Genomic DNA, 21817 nt, shown 5'->3' with positions numbered 1-21817 from the left:
TTCGACTAAGGGCGGTTGCCTCAGGTGACCGGCAGGGCCGTGCAGGCGCTGTTCGAACCGAAGTTCGCGGTCGCGGTGTCGCAGGTCCAGCCGCGATACCAGATGTCGGCAGCGTCCTTGACGGCGCCGATGTAGGTTACGGCGTCGAAGTAGCTCGAGAGCGACTTGATGTTGGCATAGGCCACCACACCGGCTTCGTTGGCGCCGTTCACGAACGTGCTCGCCAGCGTCGAGGTAAAGGCGGCGTTGTTGTTCGAACCGGCGTTGAAGGCGGCCTGGACGTCGGCGTTGGCGTAGCTGCCGGTGCCGAGGAACGTGCCCGAGCTGGCGCAGGTCATGACGACCGACTGCGCGGTCAGCGTCGCACGGGTGGCGGTGGTGCCGGTGCCGTTGACGCGGATGCACTCGTCCTGCGGCGCGTAGACCACACCGTTGACCAGGGTGAGGTCGGCGTTGCCGCGTGCGAAGATCGCCGCGTTGTTCGAGTTGTTGTTCACGCCGGTCTGGATGGCGGTGAAGTTGGCCACGACGGTGCGCTGGCGCGGCGTCTGGTCTTCGTTGTTGTTGCTGTCGACTTCCATCAGCGAGTCGCCGTCGGCCGCGCGCTGCGCGATGATGACGTACTGGAAGTTGCCCTGCAGGCCGGTGTCGATGTCGAGGCTGTCGTCGTCGGCGTTGACGGCGATGTAGTGCTTCATGTTGACCGCGCCGCCGAAGAATTCAGCGCCGTCGTCCGAGCTGTTCACGCTCTGGATGTATTCCAGCGTAGTGCCGGTGCCGGTGCCTTCGGTCGTCAGCGCCTGCAGTTCGGTGTTCGAACCCAGGACGTAGCCCGAGAAGCGGATCTGGACATACTTCATGATGCCCGCGTTGTAGGTGTTGTCCTTGCCGCCAAAGACAGCCGGGTTGGCCGAACCTTCGGTGTCGCGCTCGCAGGTTCCGGCAGTGGTGGAACCGCCCGCGGTGCAGTCGGTGATGATGCCGCGGCCCATCAGCACGATGCCGCCCCAGCGGCCGTCGGTGGCTTCGGTCGCAGTGCCGCGCACGTTCTCGTACGTGGTGAAGATGATCGGCTGCGCAAGGGTGCCCTCGGCGTTGATCTTGTTGCCGCGGTTGACCGCGAGCCATGCCGGGTCGGCGCCGTTCTGGCCGTAGACGATCACGCCCGGCTCGATGGTGAGCGTGACGTTGGTGTCGGAGGTCAGCGAGCGGCCGCCGCAGCTCAGCGTCGTGGTGGAGAACGGGGCACCCGTGGTCGGGGCGGTCAGGCCGCCGTCGCAGCCGACGTCGACGCGGCCGTTCATGCGGTAGAGCACGCCGTCAACCTTGGGCAGCGTGGTGCTGGCGTCGATCAGCGAGGGCAGGGTGCAGACGCGCCAGGTGCCTTCCGGACCGCTGACGGTGCCGCTGTTGGTCAGGCCGCCGGTGGCGCCGATCGCCGGGCAGTCCGTCGCCGCCTCGACCAGGCCGGTGCCGGGGGTCGGAGTGGGGGTCGGCGTCGGATTGGTGATGTCGACATCGATCGAGCCGGCGCCCGGCGAGGAGATGTCGTCGGCGCCGCAGCCGGCGAGAGCGAGAGCGCTGCAGCCCATGAGCAGCAGACCGGAAATTTTCTTCACGATGAATCCCCCGTGTGTTCAGGCGTGTTCAGGTCGAACAGATCGAACGGGGGCGATCACGATTCCGCCCCTCGCTGATCGAGGCCTCTAGGCCGCGCGGGTGACGCTTTGTTGGCATTACAATGACATTAATATGCACTTACACGACGGTGATGTGACGTTGCGAATTAGCCGCAGGTTAGCTGCCCATCGAGTCGGTGGTGATTTTGGCGATCACAGGTTGATTGCAGTTTTATGACACTAGCGTCATTTTGTTGATGGGTGGCGATTTCCGGCAGACGATGACGGGGTCGACATAGTCCACGGGAGAAATCGCAATGTCCCTTACCGCACTCGCCGCCGCCGTTCTGATGGGTCAGTCTGCGTTTTCGCTCGTCGTCGAGCGGCCGGCATCGCAGGCCCATGACGTCGCCTATGCGGAACTCGCCTCGGGCCGCACGCAGCAGGCGATCACCAAGCTCGAGGCCGACGGCGGCGCCAGGTCGGACGATCCGGCCACGCTCATCAACCTCGGGGCCGCCTATGCCCGCACCGGAATGAGCGGCAAGGCGCTGTCCGCCTTCCGCGCGGCGGTATCGACGCCGGTGCGCTACGATCTCGAACTGGCTGACGGAACCTGGGTCGATTCGCGCTTCGCGGCGCGGCGTGCGCTCAGCGGCCTGCTGGCGGCGAACCGCATCGCCTCACGCTGACATCCGGTTTCTGGCGGGGATGAGGGGGCGTTCCGAAAGGGGCGCCCCTTTTCCTCGCCCTCTCCCGATCATTGGCTCGACGATCCCCGGTGCACAAGCCGGGTCCTTCGAGGTCGCAGCAGCCACGACGGCGTCCCCATATGTATAAAGCCAGTCGCCGCGTGGCTGCCCTGAAATAAAACCGTCATCCGTTCATCATCTGCGACGAGATTTGCGACGGCTTGGCAGCACTGTCGTCACACACCTGTCATCCTGCTAGCGCACTGCGCGCTCATACGGAGGGTATGGTGATTCGATACGCACATCTTCGCAGCCGTTTCGCGCGCTGCTTCTACGCAGTTTCAGCCGTGGTCGCGGCCCAGCTTTCGCCTTCGCTGGCCCATGCTCAGGCGGTTGCGGCCGATCCTGCCGGTTCCGGTCCCATCGTCGCGGCACTCGGCTGGCTGCAGGGTACGCTGCTCGGCAACGTGGCGACTGCGGTTGCCGTCATGGCGGTGGCGGCCGTCGGTTTCATGATGCTGACAGGCCGGATGAACTGGCGCTTCGGCGCGACCGTGATCATCGGCGTGTTCATCCTGTTCGGCGCGGGTGCGATCGTGACCGGCATCCAGTCGGCGGCGGTGGGCTGAGCGCATGAGCCCGATCCTATGACTTTGGCCCGCTATCCGGTTCACCGCGCGCTGACCCGCCCGCAGATGTTCGCGGGCGTGACTTACAGCTTTTTCATTATCAATTTCGCCGTGGTGACCGAGATATTCCTCATCACCAAGAGCTTCTGGACGCTGCCGGTCATGCTGGTGATCCACGGCATCGGCTATCTCGCGTGCCTGCGCGAGCCGCGGGTGTTCGATCTGTGGATCGCCAAGGTCAGCAAGTGCCCGCGCGTCGCCAACTGGCAGCGCTGGGGCTGCAACAGCTACGCGCCGTAAGCGACTGCGCGCGCGGGGGACGACAGTTTTTATGGCCAAGAGCTTCAAATCGCCGTTGAAGGGCTGGGGAGCCAAGGAAGTGCTCGCCGGCGACCGCCTGCCTTACGCCGGGCTCGTGGACGATAACGTCGTACGCCTGCGCGACGGCTCGGTCATGCTCTCGCTCATGGTGCCCGGCCTCGCGTTCGAGACTGCCGACAGCGACGAACTCAACGCCCATGTCGCCACGCGCGAGGTGCTGCTGCGCTCCTCGCTCGATGCGCGCTTCGTGCTCTATCACCACGTCATCCGCCGCCGCGTCGAGATCGAGATGGCGGCGCAGTTCGACGATCCGCTCGCCGCGCATATCGACGCGCGCTGGCGGGCGCGCACGGGTTCGGGCGCGCTGTTCGTCAACGACCAGTTCATTACCCTGGTGCGCCGTCCGGCGCGCGGCAAGGCGGGCTGGGCGGACAAGCTCAGCCGCTTCATGAAGAACAAGAGCGCCGACAACGCCGAGGTCGATCCTGGCGACGTTCGCGCGCTCAAGGCCGCAGCTTCGGCGATGGTCGCCTCGCTCGGGGCCTACGGAGCGCGCCTGCTGGGCGACTACGATGCGCCTGCGGGCCGCTGCTCGGAAGTGCTCGAACTGCTCTCGGCGCTCTACAACGGCGAGATGCGCCCGGTGCGTCGTCCCTCGGACGAGACCGACATCGGCCACATGCTGCCTTACCGCCGCGTCAGCTTCGGCATGGACGCGCTGGAACTGCGCGGGGCGACCGGCGGTACCTTCGGCTCGATCGTTTCCCTGAAGGACTATCCCGATTCGACTGCGCCGGGCCTCACCGACGCACTGCTGCGCCTGCCTTGCGAAATGGTGCTGACCGAAACATACGCTCCGGCCGACCGCCAGATCGCGCGCGAACGCATCGACCTCTCGATCCGCCGCCTGCGCAGCGCCGATGAGGAAGCCGTGGCCGAGCGCCGCGAAATGTCCGCCGCGCGCGATGCGCTGGGCACCGGCTCGGTCGGTTTCGGCGATCATCACCTCTCGGTTCTGGTCCGCGCCGATTCGCTCGATGCGCTGGACGAGGTTACCGCGATGTGCGCCGCCTCGCTGGCCGATGCGGGTGCCGTCGCGGTGCGCGAGGAAGTGAACCTCGAACCCGCGTTCTGGGGCCAGCTTCCCGGCAACGAGAGCTTCATCGTGCGCCGCGCGTTGATCTCCAGCGCCAACATGGCCTGTTTCGGCTCCTTGCACGGTTTCGCGATGGGGCAGGCGAGCGGCAATCACTGGGGCGACGCGGTCACGCTGCTGTCCACCACCAGCTCGACGCCGTTCTTCTTCAACTTCCACCAGGGCGACCTCGGTAACTTCACCGTCATCGGTCCGTCGGGTTCGGGTAAAACGGTCGTCATGAACTTCCTCGCCGCGCAGGCGCAGAAGTTCGGCCCTCGCACCATCCTGTTCGACAAGGACCGCGGCGCCGAAGTGTTCCTGCGCGGTATCGGCGGCACCTACAGCCGCGTCGCGGCGGGTCATCCGACCGGCTTCAACCCGCTCGCGCTGCCCGACACCGCTCACAACCGCGCCTTCCTGCGCGACTGGCTCGGCGTTCTGCTCGCAGCCAAGGGACCGGAAGAACTCTCGACGATCGCCAGTGCGGTCGACGCGGCCTATCACAACGATCCGTCGCTGCGCCGCCTCTCGCACTTCCGCGAGCTGCTGGCGGGCGCGCGCCGTCCGGAACCGGGCGACCTCGCCTCACGCCTCGACGCCTGGCTGCAGGGCGGCGAGCATGGCTGGCTGTTCGACAACCAGCACGACCGTCTGGACCTGAGCCAGCGCGTGCTCGGCTTCGACATGACCGCGCTGCTGGAAAGCCCGCGCCTGCGCACGCCGGTCATGATGTACCTGTTCCACCGCATCGACGAGCGCCTCGACGGCGAGCCGACGATGATCCTGATCGACGAGGGTTGGAAGGCGCTCGACGACGAGGTCTTCGCCGCGCGTATCCGCGACTGGCTCAAGACGCTGCGCAAGCGCAACGCGCTGGTCGGCTTCGCGACCCAGTCGGCGCGCGACGCGCTGGATTCGAAGATCGCCACCGCCCTTGTCGAGCAGACCGCGACGATGGTGTTCATGCCCAATTCGCGTGCGCGGGCCGAGGATTATTGCGAGGGCTTCGGCCTGTCGCAGCACGAACTCGACGTCATCCGCACGCTGCCCGCGCATTCGCGCTGCTTCCTGATCCGCCAGTCGGACTCCTCGGTGGTGGTGCGCCTGGACCTCTCGGGCATGCCCGAGGTGCTCACCGTCCTGTCGGGCCGCGAGAGCACCGTGCGCAAGCTCGACACCCTGCGCGAACGCTACGGCGATGCGCCGGAAAGCTGGTATCCGGTGCTCACCGGCATGCAGTGGCCGGGGGAACTGGACGAAGACGCGCCCTGGACGGCGGCGGCGGAGTAAGCCTCATGGCGAACGCCTGCGAACAGCTTACCGAATACGCCTCCGCCGGGGTCGCCCCGGCGCTGCGCGCGGTCGATTGCGTGGCGAACGAGATGGCGGCGGGCGCCTTCGGGCGGCTGTTCGGGGCAGGGGGCGCGATGGCCCCGGTGCTCACCATCGTCCTGACGCTCTACATCGCGTTCTTCGCGTTCTCGCTGCTGACCGGGCGTTCCAGCCTCGGCATCTCGGCACTGAGCCCACGCATGCTGCGGCTCGGCGTGGTGCTGACCTTCGCGACGAGCTGGGTCGCCTACCAGGGCGTCGTCTGGAACCTCGCGATCGGCGGGCCGGACTGGATCGCCGGCATGCTGATGGGCGCCAAGGGCTCGGCGACGCAGCTGTTCGGCGACCGCATCGACATCGTCTTCTCGGCGATCAACCAGATTTCCGAAGCGACCTCGCAAGGCGCGCAGGCGGCCAAGGAGGGCGGCGAAGCTGCTGGCGGAGCCGCAGGCGCGGCCATCGCCGCCAAGGGCGCGGGCGGGCTGTTCACGCCCGAAAGCGTCATGTGGATGGGCGCGCTGCTGCTGCTGCTCGGCACCGTGGGCGTGCTGCTCACGGCGCGTATCGCGCTGGCGGTGCTGCTCGCGCTCGGGCCGATCTTCGTGGTCATGGCGCTGTTCGGCGGCACGCGCGGCCTCACCGCGGGCTGGCTCCGCGGCGTCGTGCTCACCGCGATCACGCCGCTCTTCGTCGTGCTCGGCGGCGGGATCACGCTGGAGCTGCTGGTGCCGATCATCTCGGGCCTGGTCGAAAGCGCCAATGCGGGCGAGATCGACGGGCGCGGTGCGATGGCGTTCTTCCTCGTCGCCTCGGTCCACGTCGCGCTGATGGTCATGGTGGTGAAGGTCGCCGCGACGATGGTGAGCGGCTGGCAGGTCTTCGGCCTCGGCGCTTCCGAGCGTGATCGCGACGCGCCGCAGGGCCACGCCGCCGCTCCGGCTTCGGTCACACCGCCAGCCCCTTCGGTTTCCGCCTATCAGAGCCGCACCTCGACCGTATCTGCCGCTGCCGCAGCGGCGGCGGGTGCTCCGTCGCTGGGCGGCGAAACTGCAGCACGTTCAAGCGACCGGCGAACCGTGGTAACCCAAGTCGTGGGCGGGGGAATCGAACCTCTGCGTCAGGGCGATTCGGCCACGCGCGCCAAGGGGATCGGCAGCCGGTTCCGCAGTGCCTCGAACGACACCGGCAAGTTGCCGAAGGAGAAGACACGATGACCCGCGCAACGCTGCGCAAGACCGTCCTTGCGGGCAGCCTGATGGCGCTCGCGCTGGCCGCTCCCGCCCGGGCGGACGACCGCCTGCTCGCCCACGCCTACAGCGAGAGCGAAGTCGTGCGCATCGACGGCAAAGCCGGCGTGCAGGCGACCATCGCCTTCGGCGAGGGCGAGGCGATCGAGAACGTCGCGGTCGGCGATTCGCAGGCCTGGCAGATCACGCCGAACAAGCGCGCCGACCTGCTCTTCGTGAAGCCGCTCGAAGCCACCGCGCGCACCAACATGACGGTGGTGACCAACCGCCACACCTATTTCTTCGACCTCGTTGCCTCGACCAAGGCGAGGCCGCTCTACATGCTGCGCTTCACCTACAAGGATGAGCCCAAGCCGCAGGCCGCGCCTGCCGCCGCAGGGCTGGATGCATCCGAGGCCGCGCTGGCGCTGGGCGATCCTTCAGCCGTGCCCGCCGATCCGGCTGCGCTGAACTTCGCGTGGAAGCGCGTCGGGTCGGAAAAGCTGCTGCCCTCGCGCATCTATGACGACGGCCAGTCGACCTACCTGCTGTGGCCGGAGCAGACTTCGGTTCCCGCGATCCTCGTGACCAACGAGAAGGGTGACGAAGGCCCGGTGAACTATGCGGTGCGGGGCGCGACGATCGTGATCGACGACGTGCCGAACACGCTGATCCTGCGTTCGGGCAAGACCAAGGCGGAACTGGTGAACACGCTGCCGCTCTCCTCGCGCCCGGCCAAGCTCCAACCTGCGTCGGTCGCTCCAGCAACAGCGCCGACTGTCGCGGCGAATTCGCCTGCACCGCAAGCTGCGCCGACTGTCGCTCCCACTGCCCCCGCCACTGCACCCACGTCACAGGGAAACTGATCCATGGCGCCGAATTCCTCGTCCAACTCGGCCTTTCGTGAGCGCTTTTCCGGCGATGCGGCTACCGACCCGCGTGAGGGCGAAGGTGCGCAGGTCATCGATCTGGCGACGCGCAACGTCCTGCCGCAAGTCACCCAGCGCAAGAAGGCCGACGGCCTCGGCCTTGCCGCCGGTGTGCTGATCGTGGCGGCGCTCGGCGGCCTGACGCTGTGGTCGATGGACTCGGCCCGCAACGGCACGGCCGACCTCAAGCCCGCCGCACCCGCGCCGCAGCCCGCAGCGCCCGTCGCCGTCCCTGCGGCCGTGGCGCCTGCCGTTCCGGCCCCGATGCCCGCGCCGCTCCCGGCCCCTGCGCCCGCACCGGTGCTGGCCGCCGCGCCGGGGACCGAGATCGCGCCCCAGGCCAACCGCTTCGCCAGCCCGACCGTCGTGTTCGACGCGGGCACCGGCGCTGCCGTGCCCGTCGCGGGTGTCGCCGGAGAAGTCGCCAAGGCAGGCGGCGGGACCGCCAACGACGACTTCGCTGCGCGCATCGGCGGCCCCGGCTCGACCGCTTCGGCCGCACGCTCGTTCGATCCGGCCACCACGGTCACGCAGGGCACGCTGATCCCCGCCGTGCTGGAAACCGCGATCGACACCGACGTCCCCGGCTATGTGCGCGCCATCGTCTCGACCGACGTGCGCAGCTTCGACGGCAAGCGCGTGCTCGTCCCGCGCTCCTCGCGCCTGATCGGCCAGTACAAAAGCGGGCTGACGGCGGGCCAGAAGCGCGCCTACGTGATCTGGAGCCGCCTGATCCGTCCGGACGGCGTCTCGGTGAACCTCGGCTCGCCCGCGATCGCGTTCGGCGGCGAGACCGGCCTGCCGGGCAAGGTCAACACGCACTTCTTCGAACGCTTCGGCTCGGCCATGCTGCTCTCGGTAGTTGGCGGGCTGACGACGCTGGCGTCGAGCGGTTCCAACGTCGTCATCGGCGGCGGCACTTCGGCGGCCTCGGCGGCGGTGCAGAGCGGGTCGAGCATCGGCCCGACCATCCGCGTGCGCCAGGGCGAGCCGATCCGCGTGTTCACCGCCAAGGACCTGGACTTCAGCGCGGTTCAGTGAGCGATCATGGCCGAAGTCCTCACCTTGCAGCCTGCTGCTGCGCATGCGTCCGTGACTGTGGCGCCCATGGCTGACACGCCCATCCATGCGGAGCCGCGCAGCGTCTATCTCGACGCCTACCTCGCGCCGCTGCGCCCGTGGCTCGACAAGGAGACGGTAACCGAAATCCTCGTCAACCGCCCCGGCGAGATCTGGGTGGAAGACGCGGCGCTGTCCGGCATGCAGTGCATCCCGCTGCCGCAGATGGACAACCGCCTGCTGCAGCGTCTCGCCGAGCAGGTCGCGCGGATCAGCCACCAGGGCATCAACCGCGAGCATCCGCTGCTCTCGGCGACGCTTCCGGCTTATGGCGGGCACTCCGGCGCGCGTATCCAGCTGGTCGGGCCGCCCGCCACGCGCGCGAACTGGGCGCTGGCGATCCGTCGGCATCGATTGCTGGAACTGCCGCTCGACGCCTACGATCGCGGCCCGATCCCGCCGCATATCGAGGAACCCGCGCCCGACGCCATGCTGGAGCCGATCGCGTTCCTGCGCGACGCGATCCGGCGGCGACGCACGATCCTGATCTCGGGCGGCACTTCGACCGGCAAGACGACGTTCCTCAATGCGATGCTGTCCGAAATCCCGGAGCATGAGCGCGTGGTGCTGGTGGAGGATACCGCCGAACTGCGCCTGCCGGGCGCGAACGGCGTCGGCCTCATCGCGGTGAAGGGCGAACTGGGCGAGGCCAAGGTCTCGGCCAACGACCTCCTGCAAGCGGCGCTGCGCCTGCGTCCCGACCGCATCGTGCTGGGCGAACTGCGGGGCACCGAGACGGTCAGCTTCCTGCGCGCCATCAACACGGGCCACCCGGGTTCGTTCTCGACCGTCCACGCGAACACTCCGCGCGGTGCGCTGGAGCAGATCGCGCTGATGTCGATGCAGACCGGTATCGGCCTGACCCGCGCGGAGACGCTGGAATATGCGTCCTCGGTGATCGACATCGTGGTGCAGCTCGACCGCAGCGGCGGCAAGCGTGGTATCTCGGCGATCGCGGAGAGCAAGACGCTGGTGTAAGCGGCAAGCGCTCGTCATTGCGAGCGTAGCGAAGCAATCCAGTGCAGTTGAACGCCGCCCTGGATTTCTTCGCTATGCTCGCAATGACGAAAGTGGGGGGAGAAGGCGCTCGGGTGGGGTTATCCCTCGATCACAGCCCCTTGCGCATCCTGCACCCGGCATCCCAGCCCCAGCCAGTCGGCCAGCGCTTTCAGGTCCTTGCCGTTGCCCGCGCCGTAGAGCGGCCGCACGGCGTCCTGCACGGTCAGCACCAGCGTGCCCTGCTCCACCGCCAGCGAGGTCGCGGCAAGGCCGCCCGCAACGCCGCCGGTCAGGCGTCGGCACAGGCGCACCGCGAGGCCCCAGCCGATCGCGCGGCGCAAGTCCTCGTCGCTGGCCAGCTTGGTGAACTGCGGCGGCACCTCGGTCTCGCCGGAGTTCGCAAAGACGGTCATCGCCATCATGCCGCGCCCGCGCATGTCGAGGCCGATCCAGCGCTTGCGCAGGGCCCAGGTAAGCGCTTCCTCGGTACGCATGTTCGGCTCGGTGCGCATCGCTGCAAGGGCGAGCAGGCTGGCGGCCTTGCGCAAGTCGGCGTCGGCCCGGGCCTGCGTGCAGGCGGGGGCGGTCCATTCGGCGATGCGCACGGCGTCGTCGGCGCTGACGCGGGCGGTCTGCGCGAAATCGGCGACGCTGGCCAGCATCGGGCTTTCCTGACGGATGCTCTCGGGAAGCTGCATGTGCAGCAGACCTTCGCGCAGGCCCCAGGACGAGAAGATCAGGCGTGAGGGATGCAGCTGCCCGACCATCTGCGCCATCAGCGCGGCGGCGTCGGGCAGTGTGGCAAGGCGCGAGGCGGAGATGCGCGGATCGGGGTTCTCGAGCTTGCCCTTGGCGAACTGCCGGGCGAGATGCATCGCCTCGGACGGGGCGAGTTCGAAGCCATGCGGATCGTCCACCGGCCAGTCGAGCACGCGCATCGCCTGCAGCGCCAGCGCGCGCCACGACCCGCCGACGATGTAGAGCGGTATCCCGCGGCCGCCGTGGTGACCATTGACGCCCCAGCCCCGCGCGGAAAGGCCGTCGCGCACGGCGGCGGCGAACTTCTGCTGGCCCAGCGCGCGCAGGTCCGGCAGGCGCAGGGTGCCGAAGGGAAGGGTGATCCCGCCCGGAGCGATGCCCCCGGGCACCGCCGCGTCGATCTCCACCAGTTCGAGGCTGCCGCCGCCGAGGTCGGCCGCGATGCCGCGCGCGCCGGGGAAGGCGGCGATGACGCCGGTGGCGCTGGCGCGGGCTTCCTCCTCGCCCGAAAGCAGGCGAGGGGAGAGACCGAAGCCGCGCACGGCCTCAAGGAATGCAGGTCCGTTGGAGGCATCGCGCGCGGCGGCGGTAGCGACGCATTCGACGTCGTCCACCCCCTGCAGCCGCAGCAGCGTGGCGAATCGCGCCAGCGCGGCGAGGGCCGTGCGCATCGACTTCTCGCCGATCGCGCCGGTGCGGCCGAGGTCCTTGCCGAGCCGGGCGTTGACCTTCTCGTTGAGCACGACGACCGGCGAACGCGGCGGCCCGTTGTAGACGACGAGGCGTACCGTGTTCGATCCGATGTCGATGATGGCGCGCCGGGCGCTGGACTGGCTGATGCCGATCATTCTGGTCAATACTTACCACAAGGGCCGAAGGTTGCGAGGCGCTCTTTAGAGCGGCGCTGACGCAAGGTGAAGTGTGAGGGGCCACATTTGTCCCCTCTCTCGTCATCTTTGCGCGGGAATGTGAACCTGTCGTTCGTCATTGCGAGCGCGACTTCGCCGTGCTCGCAATGACGAAGGGGCTGGGCATCGTGTCAGATGTTGCCGCGCCTCAGCGACAGCTTCGGCACCTTTCGTCCACTGTCGAGTGCCGCGCCGCGCCCGGAAAGCGACGGGTTGGTCATGAAATAGCGGTGGAGATTGAAGGGGTTCTCCACTTCGCCGACGCGGTCGTAGGAACCGTCGGGTGCCAGATCCCACGACTGTTCGGAGTCCAGCAGGTTCGCCAGCATGACCTGGTCGAGCACCTGGTCGTGCACCGTCTTGTTGCGGATCGGCAGCAGCACTTCGACGCGGCGGTCGAGGTTGCGGCTCATGCCGTCGGCCGAGGTGATGAACAGCTTGGCGCGGCGGTTCGGCAGGTAGGCGCCGTTGGCGAAAGCCCAGATGCGCGCGTGTTCGAGGAACCGGCCGATCACCGACTTGACCGCGATGTTCTCCGACAGGCCCGGCACGCCCGGACGCAGGCAGCAGATGCCGCGCACGACGAGGTCGATGTCCACGCCCGCCCGGCTGGCGGCATAGAGGCGGTCGATCAGGTCGGGGTCGGTCAGCGAGTTCAGCTTGGCCCAGATCGCCGCGGGCTTGCCGGCTTCGGCATTGGCGATCTCGGCGTCGATGCAGTCGTTGAGGGTCGAGCGCAGCGAGATCGGCGAGATCGAGAGCATTTCGAGGCTCTTGGGCTCGACGTAGCCGGTGATGAAGTTGAACAGGCGCACCACGTCGCGTCCCGCCGCCGGTTCGGCGGTGAAGTACGACAGGTCGGTATACACGCGCGCGGTGATCGGGTGGTAGTTGCCGGTGCCGAAGTGGCAGTAGGTCCGGTACGAACCGTTCTCGCGCCGCACCACCGCCGAGACCTTGGCGTGGGTCTTCCAGTCGACGAAGCCGTAGATCACCTGGACGCCCGCGCGTTCGAGCTGGCTGGCCCAGAGGAGGTTCTGTTCCTCGTCGAAGCGGGCTTTCAGTTCGACCACGGCGGTCACCGACTTGCCCTGCTCGGCCGCCTGGATCAGCGCCGAGATGATCGCCGACTGCTTGCCCGCGCGGTAGAGCGTCTGCTTGATCGCCACCACGTCCGGGTCGAGCGCGGCCTGGCGCAGGAAGTCGATGACGACCTCGAAGCTCTCGTAAGGATGCTGGACGACGATGTCCTTCTCGCGGATCGCCGCGAAGATGTCGCCGTCATGTTCCAGGATGCGCTCGGGGTAGCGCGGGGTGTAGGGCTCGAACTTCAGCTCGGGCCGGTCCTCGTCGCAGATCGCCGACAGGCCCGAGAAGCCGATGATCCCGTCGGTCTTCATGATGAGGGCCTTGTCGAGGCCCAGCTGCGTGCGCAGGATTTCCTCGGCGGCCGGGTCGAACTTGCCCTGCAGCTGCAGCACGATGACGAGGCCGCGGCGGCGGCGCTGGATCGCGGTGCGGAAGTAGCGCACGAGGTCTTCGGCGTCCTCCTCGACCTCGAGGTCGCTGTCGCGCAGGATGCGGAACACGCCGTGGCCGTTGAAGCGGAAGCCGGGGAACAGTTCCTCGGTGTTGCGGCAGATCAGGTCCTCGATCGAGATCCAGGATGCCTCGGCGCCCGGAATGCGCACGAAGCGCGGCAGCGGCGAGGGGATCAGCACCATCTCCATCACCGACGCCTCGTCCGCCTCGCGCGTCAGCGAGAACAGTACGCCGATGCCCTGGTTGGCGACGAAGGGGAAGGGGTGCGCCGGGTCGATCGCCTGCGGGGTGATCACCGGCATGACCTGTTCGATGAAGTATTCGCGCAGCCACTTCTCGCGCTCGCGGTCGAGCTTGTCATCCTCGCCGACGACGGTGATGCCTGCTTCGCCGAGCTGGGTCTTGAGCGTGGACCAGGTTTCCTGCTGGATTCGCTCCAGCTCCATCACCTTTTCATGCGTGACGGCGATCGCCTGCGACGGGGTGAGGCCGTCCATCGAGATTTCCTCGATCTGGCGGCGCACTTGCGCGTGGAAGCCGGCGACGCGCACCATCAGGAACTCGTCGATGTTGTTGCCCGAGATCGACAGGAAGCGCAGCCGCTCCAGCAGCGGATAGTTCGGGTTGCAGGCCTCGGCCAGCACGCGCTCGTTGAAGGCGAGCCAGCTCAGTTCGCGGTTGAAGTAGCGCGAAGGCAGGGTGGCGAGGTCTTCGGTTTCCTCCACGTCCTGCGCGGGTTCGTTGGCGGTCAGCATGTCCATGGTATTCACGAGAAGCCCTTTCGCACGCAAGAATGACACAAGTGCGACGGTTGGGGGAAGGTTTTACGCCCACTGTTGAACAATCGTTGCAGCGCAGCATTGAATCGCGCACACTCCGTTTCGATGATCAAGGCAGCCCTGCACCATCTCACCCGCTACCGCTATTCGCGGCGCATCCGTCTCGGCCCCCAGGTCATCCGGCTTCGCCCGGCGCCGCACAGTCGGACGGAGGTGCCCAACTACTCGCTGAAGATCAGCCCGCCCGAGCATTTCCTGAACTGGCAGCAGGACCCGCACGGCAACTGGCTGGCGCGCGTGGTGTTTCCCGATCCGGTCGATCATTTCTCCATCGAGGTCGATTTGCTGGCGGAACTTGCCGTCATCAACCCGTTCGACTTCTTCGTGGAGCCGGAGGCGGAGGAATATCCCTTCGCTTATTCGGAAGGCATGAAAGCGGACCTTTCCGCCTATTTCGAGGTCGAGGAGCAAGGCCCGCTGTTCGAGGCGCTGGTGGCCCAGCATGCCGACTACGAAGGCCGCACGGTCGATTTCCTCGTCGACATCAACAGCCGCCTGCAGCAGCGCATCGACTACGTGATCCGCATGGAGCAGGGCGTGATGACGCCCGAGGAGACGCTGAAGGCCGGCATCGGATCGTGCCGCGATTCGGCGTGGCTGCTGGTGCAGCTGCTGCGCCGCCTCGGCTTCGCCGCGCGGTTCGTGTCGGGCTATTCGATCCAGCTGGTCGCCGACGTGCTGCCCAAGGAAGGGCCGGTCGGCGTGCTGGAGGACGTCACCGACCTCCACGCCTGGGCCGAGGCCTATGTGCCCGGCGCGGGCTGGATCGCGCTCGACGCCACGTCCGGCATGTTCGCGGGCGAGGGGCACATTCCGCTTTGCGCCGCGCCGCATTACCGCTCGGCCACGCCGATCGAGGGCATGGCCGAGCCCGCCGAAGTCGATTTCGACTTCAAGATGAACGTCAGCCGCATCGCCGAAGCGGTGCGCATCACCAAGCCTTTCACCGACGAGCGCTGGGACGGCCTGCTGGCGCTGGGCGACAAGGTGGACGCGGACCTCACCGCCTGGGGCGTAAACCTGACGATGGGCGGCGAGCCGACCTTCATCGCCGCCACCGACTTCGAGGCGCCGGAGTGGAACAGCGCCGCCGTCGGCCCGACCAAGGCCGCTTACGCCGACCGCCTGATCCGCCTGCTGCGCGCGAAGTTCGCGCCGGGATCGCTGCTCCACCACGGGCAGGGCAAGTGGTATCCCGGAGAGACACTGCCGCGCTGGGGCTACTCGATCTACTGGCGCAAGGACGGCGTGCCGATCTGGCATGACGACAGCCTGATCGCGGGGGAGAAGCCGCTGGAGAAGGGCGGCGATCCCGATCCGGTGCCCACCATCGACGTGCTAGCCGCCGCCAACCTGCTGGCCGGCGCGGCGCAGGGGCTGGGGCTGGAGCGCGGCTACGTCCAGCCGGTGTTCGAGGATCGCGGCGTCTGGATGCTGCGCGAGGACGAACTGCCGGTGAACACCACGCCGCTCGACCCCGCGATCGAGGACGAGGAACTGGCCCGCCGCTTCCGCCGTACGTATCGGCGCGGGGTGGAGCAGCCGGTCGGCGTCGTCCTGCCGGTGCAGCGCTGGAACGCGAAGGACAAGTCCGCGCCGCGCTGGAAGAGCGAATACTGGCGCGTGCGCAAGGGCGTGCTGACGGCGGTTCCGGGCGATTCCGCGCTGGGTTATCGCCTGCCGCTGGGCTCGCTGCCCTATGTGGCGCCGGCCGACTTTCCCTACATCCACCCGCGCGATACGGCAGAGCCGCGCCAACCCCTCGCCGATTTCCGTCTCCAGGCGATCGAGCGCGGCAATCAGGGGCGCGAGGTCGGCACGGCGCAGCGTTCCCAGGCGGTGCCCGAGCCGCACAGCTTTACCGGTCCGGCGGTCGATCAGGACATCATCGAGGGCGCCGTGCGTACGGCCGTGACGGTCGAGCCTCGCGGCGATTACCTGGCCGTGTTCATTCCCCCGGTTGAGGCGCTGGAGGATTACCTCGAACTCGTCGCCGCGATCGAGGCGGTGGCCGAGGTGCAGAAGCTGCCGATCCGGATCGAGGGCTATGCGCCGCCGCCGGACCCGCGCCTGATGGTGCTCAAGGTCACGCCCGATCCCGGCGTCATCGAGGTCAACATCCATCCTTCCGCCTCCTGGCGCGAGACGGTGGAGATCACCGAGACGCTCTACGACTGCGCGCGCGAGATCGGGTTGACCGCCGACAAGTTCATGGTCGACGGCCGCTCGATCGGCACCGGCGGCGGCAATCACATCGTGCTGGGCGGGCCGACCTTGCTCGACAGCCCGTTCATCCGCCGCCCGGACCTGCTCAAGAGCTTCGTCACTTACTGGCAGCGGCATCCCTCGCTCAGCTACCTGTTCTCCGGCCTGTTCATCGGCCCGACGAGCCAGGCGCCGCGCATCGACGAGGCGCGGCATGACGCGCTCTACGAGCTGGAAATCGCGCTCTCGCAGGTGCCCGGTCCGCACATGCAGCAGCCCGCGCCGTGGGTGGTGGACCGCCTGTTCCGCAACCTTCTGGTGGACGTGACCGGCAACACACACCGCACCGAGATCTGCATCGACAAGCTGTTCTCGCCCGATGGCCCGACCGGCCGCCTCGGCCTCGTCGAGTTCCGGGGCTTCGAGATGCCGCCCGAGGGCCGCATGTCCTGCGCCCAGCAGCTGCTTCTGCGCGCGCTGACGGCGTGGTTCTGGCGCGAGCCGGTGGAAGGCCCGCTGGTGCGCTGGGGCACGCAGCTGCATGACCGCTTCATGCTCGGCCATTACGTATGGGCCGATTTCCTCGACGTGCTGGATGACCTGCGCCGCGCCGGGTACGACTTCGACCCATCGTGGTTCGAGGCGCAGCGCATGTTCCGCTTCCCGGTCCACGGCGAGGTCGAGGGCGGCGGCGTCAACCTTCAGATCAGCCACGCGCTCGAACCTTGGAACGTGCTGGGCGAAACCGGCGCGATCGGCGGCACCGTGCGCTACGTGGACAGTTCCACCGAGCGGCTGCAGGTCAAGGCGACGGGGCTTGTCGAAGGCCGTCACGTCATCACCTGCAACGGCCGCCGCGTGCCGCTGACCAAGGTGGCGCACGGCGAAGGCGTGGGCGGCGTGCGCTACAAGGCGTGGTGGCCATCGGAGAGCATGCATCCGATGCTGCCGCCGCATGCGCCGCTGACCTTCGACATCTACGACTTGTGGAACGGCCGCTCGCTGGGTGGCTGCGTCTATCAGGTCGCGCATCCGGGCGGGCGCAGCTACGACACGGTGCCGGTCAACGACTACGAGGCCGAGGCCCGGCGCAAGGCGCGGTTCCAGGATCACGGTCACTCTCCGGGGCCGCTGCCGGTGCCTGCGGAGGAGCTGCCGAGTGAATTTCCCTACACTCTCGACCTCAGGCGGCCCTCGCGGCTAATGTAGGGGCATGTTCGAGGGGTGCAGCGCGCATAGATCATTCGTCGTCCCGGACTTGATCCGGGACCGCTGGCTGTCTTCAGGCAGGTGTCATCGGCAAGGCGCCCCGATGCCAAGCGGGCTGGTCACGGCCAGCGGTCCCGGATCAAGTCCGGGACGACGAGGTTCGCCATGGTGACCCGTCCTGCTTCCGGCCCCGATCTCGCCCCGACCGCGAGCTGGCTTGACGGCTATGCCGCCGAAGCCTCGCGCGGGGACCTGTTCGGCGATGCCAGCCGTCCGGTCGCCGACGTGTGGCGCAAGGTGGCGGCCGGGCTCGCCGCGGCGACCGATGGCGACCCTTCGGCGCTGCAGGATGCCACCGCGCGCCATGCCGCCGATCTCGGCCTCGCTTTCCGCCTGACCGGGGACGAGGACGAGCGTTCCTGGCCGCTCAACGCGATGCCGCTGATCGTCGGTGCGCAGGAGTGGAGCCAGGTCGAACGCGGGCTGATCCAGCGCGCCGAGCTGATGGAAGCGATCGCCACCGACATCTACGGCGAGCAGAAGCTGGTGGCGGACGGCCATCTTCCCGCCGCCGTCGTCGCCGGCAGCCCGTTCTTCGCGCGGCGCATGATCGGGCGCACGCCTCATGAGGGCCGCTTCATCCACGTCTACGCCGCCGACCTTGCACGCGGGCCGCGCGGGCAGTGGCGGGTGCTGCAGGACCGGGTGCGCGTGGCCGGCGGGATCGGCTATGCGCTGGAGAACCGCCTCGCCATGTCGCGCGCGATCGGCAACCTGCTGGCCGATGCGCATGCGCGGCGCCTGTCGGAGTTCTTCTCGGGCATGGTGGAGGGCATGGCCGCCGCCTGTCGCCGGGAGAATCCGCGCATCGCGCTGATGACGCCCGGTCGTTTCAACCAGACTTATGCCGAGCAGGCGCACCTCGCCCGCTACCTCGGCCTGCCGCTGGTCGAGGGGCGCGACCTCACCGTGCTCGACGAAAAGCTCTACGTCGGGACCATTGCCGGGCCCAAGCGCGTGGACGCGGTGTGGCGCTGGATCGATACCACCGCGCTCGATCCGCTGTCGTTCGACGCGAAATCGCAGCTGGGCGTGCCCAACCTGTTCGGGGCGTGGGCGGGCGGCGGCGTCGAGATGGTCAACTGGCCGGGCGTCGAAGTACTCGAATCCGCAGCCTTCGCGGCCTTCATGCCGCGCCTGTGCCGCACCCTGCTGGGCGAGGCGCCGATCCTGCCCAACGTCGCGACATGGTGGTGCGGGCAGGCGGTGGAAAGCTCCACCGTTGCCGCGCGGCTTGAGGAACTGGCGCTGGTTCCCGCATTCGGGCAGCCGGTGGAGGCGCTGGCGAACCGCAATCCGATCGCCGGGGCCGGGCTCGACGGCAAGTCCCGCGTCGCGCTGATCGACGCGCTGTGGCGCCGCCCCATGGACTATTGCGGGCAGGAGATCGTCCACCTTTCCACCACGCCCGCGATCATCGACGGGCAGATCGTGCCGCGCCCCTTCACCGTCCGCGCCTTCGTGGCGCGCACGGCCGACGGCGGCTGGACGGTCATGCCCGGCGGCTTCGCGCGCCTGTCTTCCAGCACCGCGCTGCCGACCTCGCTGATGGGCGACGGCGACTTGTCGGCGGACTTGTGGGTGGTGGACGACAAGCCCGCCGCCGCCCACCTCGGCAGCCGGGTGGCCGGAGAGCCGCCGATCTCGCGCGGGGGCGGCATCCTCGCCAGCCAGGCGGCGGACAACCTGTTCTGGTTCGGCCGCTACAACGAGCGCGCCGAGGCGATGGTGCGGGTGGTGCGCGCGATCCTCGCCAACCCGGCGGACAGCGACGGCAACGTCGATGCCGAAGGCGCCGCGCTGCCGCGCCTCGCCGCGCTCCTGGTCGAAGGCGGAGCGATCGAGGCGGCGACGGCGAAGCTCCCGATCGCGAAGATCTGCGCCCGCGCACTTACCGAGACGCGGCTGGCCGGCGGCGTCGCCACGCTCATGCGTCGCCGCCAGCAGGTCGGCATGGCCCTGCGCGAGCGGTTCGCCCGCGATTTCTGGCGCATCGTCAGCCGCCCGATGCCCTCGATCAACGTCGAGCGCCCGCAGTCGATGCTGTCGAGCGCACGCTGGCTGACCGAGCATTTCAGCGCCCTCGCGGGGCTGATCTCGGAGAACATGGTGCGCTCGGCCGCGTGGCGCTTCCTCGAGATCGGACAGCGGCTGGAGCGCGCGCAGGCGATCTGTCGCACCGCGCGGCAATTGACGAAGGCGGGCGACGTCACTTCGCTCGGCCTCCTGCTCGACTTGTGCGACAGCCAGATCATCTATCGCAGTCGTTACCTCACCGGGCCATCGCTCAATCCGGTGCGCGATCTCGTGCTGCTCGACCCCGACAACCCGCGCGCGCTGGTGTTCCAGGTGGCGCAAGTCGTCGCGCACCTTTCCGCGCTGCCGTCCTCGCGCGACGACAATATCCCCGAGCCCCCCTTGCGCGCCGCCCGCGCGCTGCTGGGCGAACTGCAGGCGCTGCTGGCGACCGACATGACGCCCGAGCGGCTGGCGGCGATGGAAGCGCAGTTGCTGGCGCTGTCGGATGCGATCTCGCTGCGCTACTTCCTGCAGCTGGACAACGAGGACGCCGAACGCAGGACCCCGCTGCTCTGATGCGCTATTCGGTCAGCCATATCACCACGCTCAAGTACGCGCAGGCGGTCAGCATGGCGCAGTTCAACGTGCGTCTGAAGCCCGCCCCCTGGAACGGGCAAGTGGTGAGCGACTACAAGCTGACGCTCGATCCCTCACCTTCGCAAGTGGTGGAGGGGCAGGGCGGCTACCACGTCAACGAGGCGCGCTTCGCGCTGCGCGAGGTGACTTCGCAGGTCCAGATCGAGAGCCGCTTCACGGTGGAAGTCGAGCCGCTGCCGTTCTTCGTTGAGGATGCCGCCGGGCCGGGTCTTGCCGAACTGCGCGAGCGGGCGATGAAGAAGCCCGACCTCTCCGATCTTGCGCCCGCGTCGTACATCTTCGCCTCGCCGATCGCGCAGCCGCAGCACGAAATCGCGCGGTGGGCGGGGTCGCTGCTCAATGAGGCGATGCCGGTGATGGAGGCCGGGCGGGCGCTTATGTCGGCGATCCACGGGGAATTCACATTCGATGCGGACGCGACCGAGACCGACACGCCGCCGATCGAGGCGTTCAACCGGCGGCACGGCGTCTGCCAGGACTTCAGCCACATCATGATCATCGCCGCGCGCGCGCACGGCATCCCGGCAGCCTACGTCAGCGGCTACTTGCGCACGCTGCCGCCGCCGGGGCAGGAGCGGCTGGTCGGCGCCGACGCCATGCACGCCTGGGTCAACTTGTGGTGCGGCGAGGAACTGGGCTGGGTCGGCTTCGATCCCACCAACGACAAGCTGGCGGACACCGACCACATCTTCCTCGGCATGGGACGCGACTATTCGGACGTGGCGCCGCTCGACGGCCGGTTCCGGGGCGCGGGGACGCAGGCGATGTACGCTTCGGTGGATGTCGCGCCGCTGGATTGAGTCACCCCGTTTCGTCATTGCGAGCGTAGCGAAGCAATCCAGGGCGGTTTGCTCGGCTCTGGATTGCTTCGCTACGCTCGCAATGACGGCGGAAGGGGGACTTCGCGCAAGAGTGAAGCCGGACCGCGTCAGCGCCTATCTAGCACGGCCCGACTCCACTCTTGCGCGAAAGGGTCAGTGGCTGATTTCAGTGGCTGCGGCCGGGATTGGCGACGGGCTCGCCGGGAAAGATCCCCGCGATGGCGAGCGCCGCGCCGATCTTCGACAGCGTTTCGAGCATGTCGCCCACGCTCTCCTCGGTCACCACGAGGTCCAGCGTCTCGCGAGTCGCGGTGGGGCCGCGGTCGCGCAGCGAGGTGATCAGTTCGAGAATCACCGCCTCGTGCTCCGACACATGGCTGCAGCCCATCGGGCAGAACGCCAGCGTATCGAGCGCGTCGCGGTTGAGCAGCACCATGGCGCGGTGAAAGGGCTGCAAGCCCCCGATCATGCGCCAGCGCGCGAAAGCCGGGGCGAGAAGCTGCGCCGGGCACCGCTTGTGGCCGATCGCGGTGACCCACGCCCGCATGGACCAGACGAGGAACCGGCAGCCTTCGTCGAGGCTGCTGAGCGGGCGGTCGACGTACTTGTACATGGCGGGTCTCCTTTTAGGGCTTGCACATGCGAATGATTATCATTAGCTAGTGTTGCGCGGCTTGCTCCTCTCGTCAAGCCTGCACCAAGCCCGGAGAAACGCTTGTCATGGGGCGTTTCTCCCATCCTGTGACCTTGGCCGGGGCGGCTCCTTGCCTTGCCCGCCCCGGCCGTCTTTTCTT

Annotated in this window: 15 protein-coding genes; 11 read left to right on the top strand and 4 right to left on the bottom strand. The window is 68.0% G+C overall.

The features are described from left to right. Nucleotides 1-20: 20 nt before the first annotated feature. Nucleotides 21-1619, bottom strand: coding sequence for a beta-helix domain-containing protein (locus QRN25_RS15010; protein WP_285020122.1), 1599 nt, complete (start codon nt 1617-1619; stop codon nt 21-23). Nucleotides 1620-1936: 317 nt separating this feature from the next. Here QRN25_RS15010 and QRN25_RS15005 point away from each other — a divergent pair, with 317 nt between their 5' ends. The 8 genes from QRN25_RS15005 to virB11 all read left to right on the top strand — a co-directional run bounded on the left by QRN25_RS15005 (nt 1937) and on the right by virB11 (nt 9983). Further along, complete coding sequence (locus QRN25_RS15005) at nt 1937-2311, top strand: hypothetical protein (RefSeq protein WP_285020121.1); 375 nt, start codon at nt 1937-1939, stop codon at nt 2309-2311. 284 nt (nt 2312-2595) lie between these two features. Next, complete coding sequence (locus QRN25_RS15000) at nt 2596-2940, top strand: TrbC/VirB2 family type IV secretion system protein (protein ID WP_008831074.1); 345 nt, start codon at nt 2596-2598, stop codon at nt 2938-2940. A gap of 18 nt (nt 2941-2958) precedes the next feature. Continuing rightward, nucleotides 2959-3240 (top strand): VirB3 family type IV secretion system protein, encoded by a 282-nt coding sequence (locus QRN25_RS14995; RefSeq protein WP_008831075.1) that lies wholly within the window; start codon nt 2959-2961, stop codon nt 3238-3240. A gap of 31 nt (nt 3241-3271) precedes the next feature. Beyond that, on the top strand, nt 3272-5689 hold the full coding sequence (locus QRN25_RS14990) for a VirB4 family type IV secretion/conjugal transfer ATPase (protein ID WP_285020120.1): 2418 nt from the start codon (nt 3272-3274) through the stop codon (nt 5687-5689). A gap of 5 nt (nt 5690-5694) precedes the next feature. Then, nucleotides 5695-6945, top strand: coding sequence for a TrbL/VirB6 family protein (locus QRN25_RS14985; RefSeq protein ID WP_285020119.1), 1251 nt, complete (start codon nt 5695-5697; stop codon nt 6943-6945). Beyond that, on the top strand, nt 6942-7823 hold the full coding sequence (locus tag QRN25_RS14980) for a TrbG/VirB9 family P-type conjugative transfer protein (RefSeq protein WP_285020118.1): 882 nt from the start codon (nt 6942-6944) through the stop codon (nt 7821-7823). Before QRN25_RS14985 ends, QRN25_RS14980 begins: the two co-directional genes overlap by 4 nt. Nucleotides 7824-7826: 3 nt before the next feature. Next, nucleotides 7827-8927 carry a TrbI/VirB10 family protein gene (locus QRN25_RS14975; protein ID WP_008831079.1) on the top strand — a complete coding sequence of 367 codons (1101 nt, stop codon included), beginning with the start codon at nt 7827-7829 and terminating at the stop codon, nt 8925-8927. A 6-nt stretch (nt 8928-8933) separates the two neighbouring features. Then, complete coding sequence (gene virB11, locus QRN25_RS14970) at nt 8934-9983, top strand: P-type DNA transfer ATPase VirB11 (protein ID WP_285020117.1); 1050 nt, start codon at nt 8934-8936, stop codon at nt 9981-9983. Nucleotides 9984-10102: 119 nt separating this feature from the next. Here the strand turns inward: virB11 and QRN25_RS14965 are convergent, their stop codons facing one another. Continuing rightward, nucleotides 10103-11611, bottom strand: coding sequence for a Ppx/GppA phosphatase family protein (locus tag QRN25_RS14965; protein WP_285020116.1), 1509 nt, complete (start codon nt 11609-11611; stop codon nt 10103-10105). Between the two features lie 191 nt (nt 11612-11802). Beyond that, nucleotides 11803-13974: an RNA degradosome polyphosphate kinase gene (locus QRN25_RS14960; protein ID WP_502910471.1), complete on the bottom strand. Its 2172-nt coding sequence runs from the start codon at nt 13972-13974 to the stop codon at nt 11803-11805. A 123-nt stretch (nt 13975-14097) separates the two neighbouring features. On the opposite strand from QRN25_RS14960, the gene QRN25_RS14955 reads away from it, so the two are divergent. The 3 genes from QRN25_RS14955 (at nt 14098) to QRN25_RS14945 (ending at nt 21002) form a co-directional block, all read left to right on the top strand. Further along, nucleotides 14098-17466, top strand: a complete 3369-nt coding sequence (locus tag QRN25_RS14955; protein ID WP_285020114.1) for a transglutaminase family protein — start codon at nt 14098-14100, stop codon at nt 17464-17466. Between the two features lie 165 nt (nt 17467-17631). Continuing rightward, the gene (locus QRN25_RS14950; RefSeq protein ID WP_036526283.1) at nt 17632-20121 is read left to right on the top strand and encodes a circularly permuted type 2 ATP-grasp protein; all 2490 of its coding nucleotides are present in this window, start codon (nt 17632-17634) and stop codon (nt 20119-20121) included. Beyond that, the gene (locus tag QRN25_RS14945; protein ID WP_285020113.1) at nt 20121-21002 is read left to right on the top strand and encodes a transglutaminase family protein; all 882 of its coding nucleotides are present in this window, start codon (nt 20121-20123) and stop codon (nt 21000-21002) included. The genes QRN25_RS14950 and QRN25_RS14945 overlap by 1 nt, the downstream gene beginning before the upstream one ends. Nucleotides 21003-21189: 187 nt before the next feature. Here the strand turns inward: QRN25_RS14945 and QRN25_RS14940 are convergent, their stop codons facing one another. Next, entirely contained in the window at nt 21190-21636 is a 447-nt protein-coding gene (locus QRN25_RS14940) for a hypothetical protein (protein WP_008831086.1), read from the bottom strand. Nucleotides 21637-21817 lie beyond the last annotated feature (181 nt).

This window comes from Novosphingobium sp. fls2-241-R2A-195 (assembly GCF_030209485.1).
GTDB lineage: Bacteria > Pseudomonadota > Alphaproteobacteria > Sphingomonadales > Sphingomonadaceae > Novosphingobium > Novosphingobium resinovorum.
The sequence above is the reverse complement of the archived record's forward strand: the minus strand, read 5'-3'. Positions and strand labels throughout refer to the sequence as shown.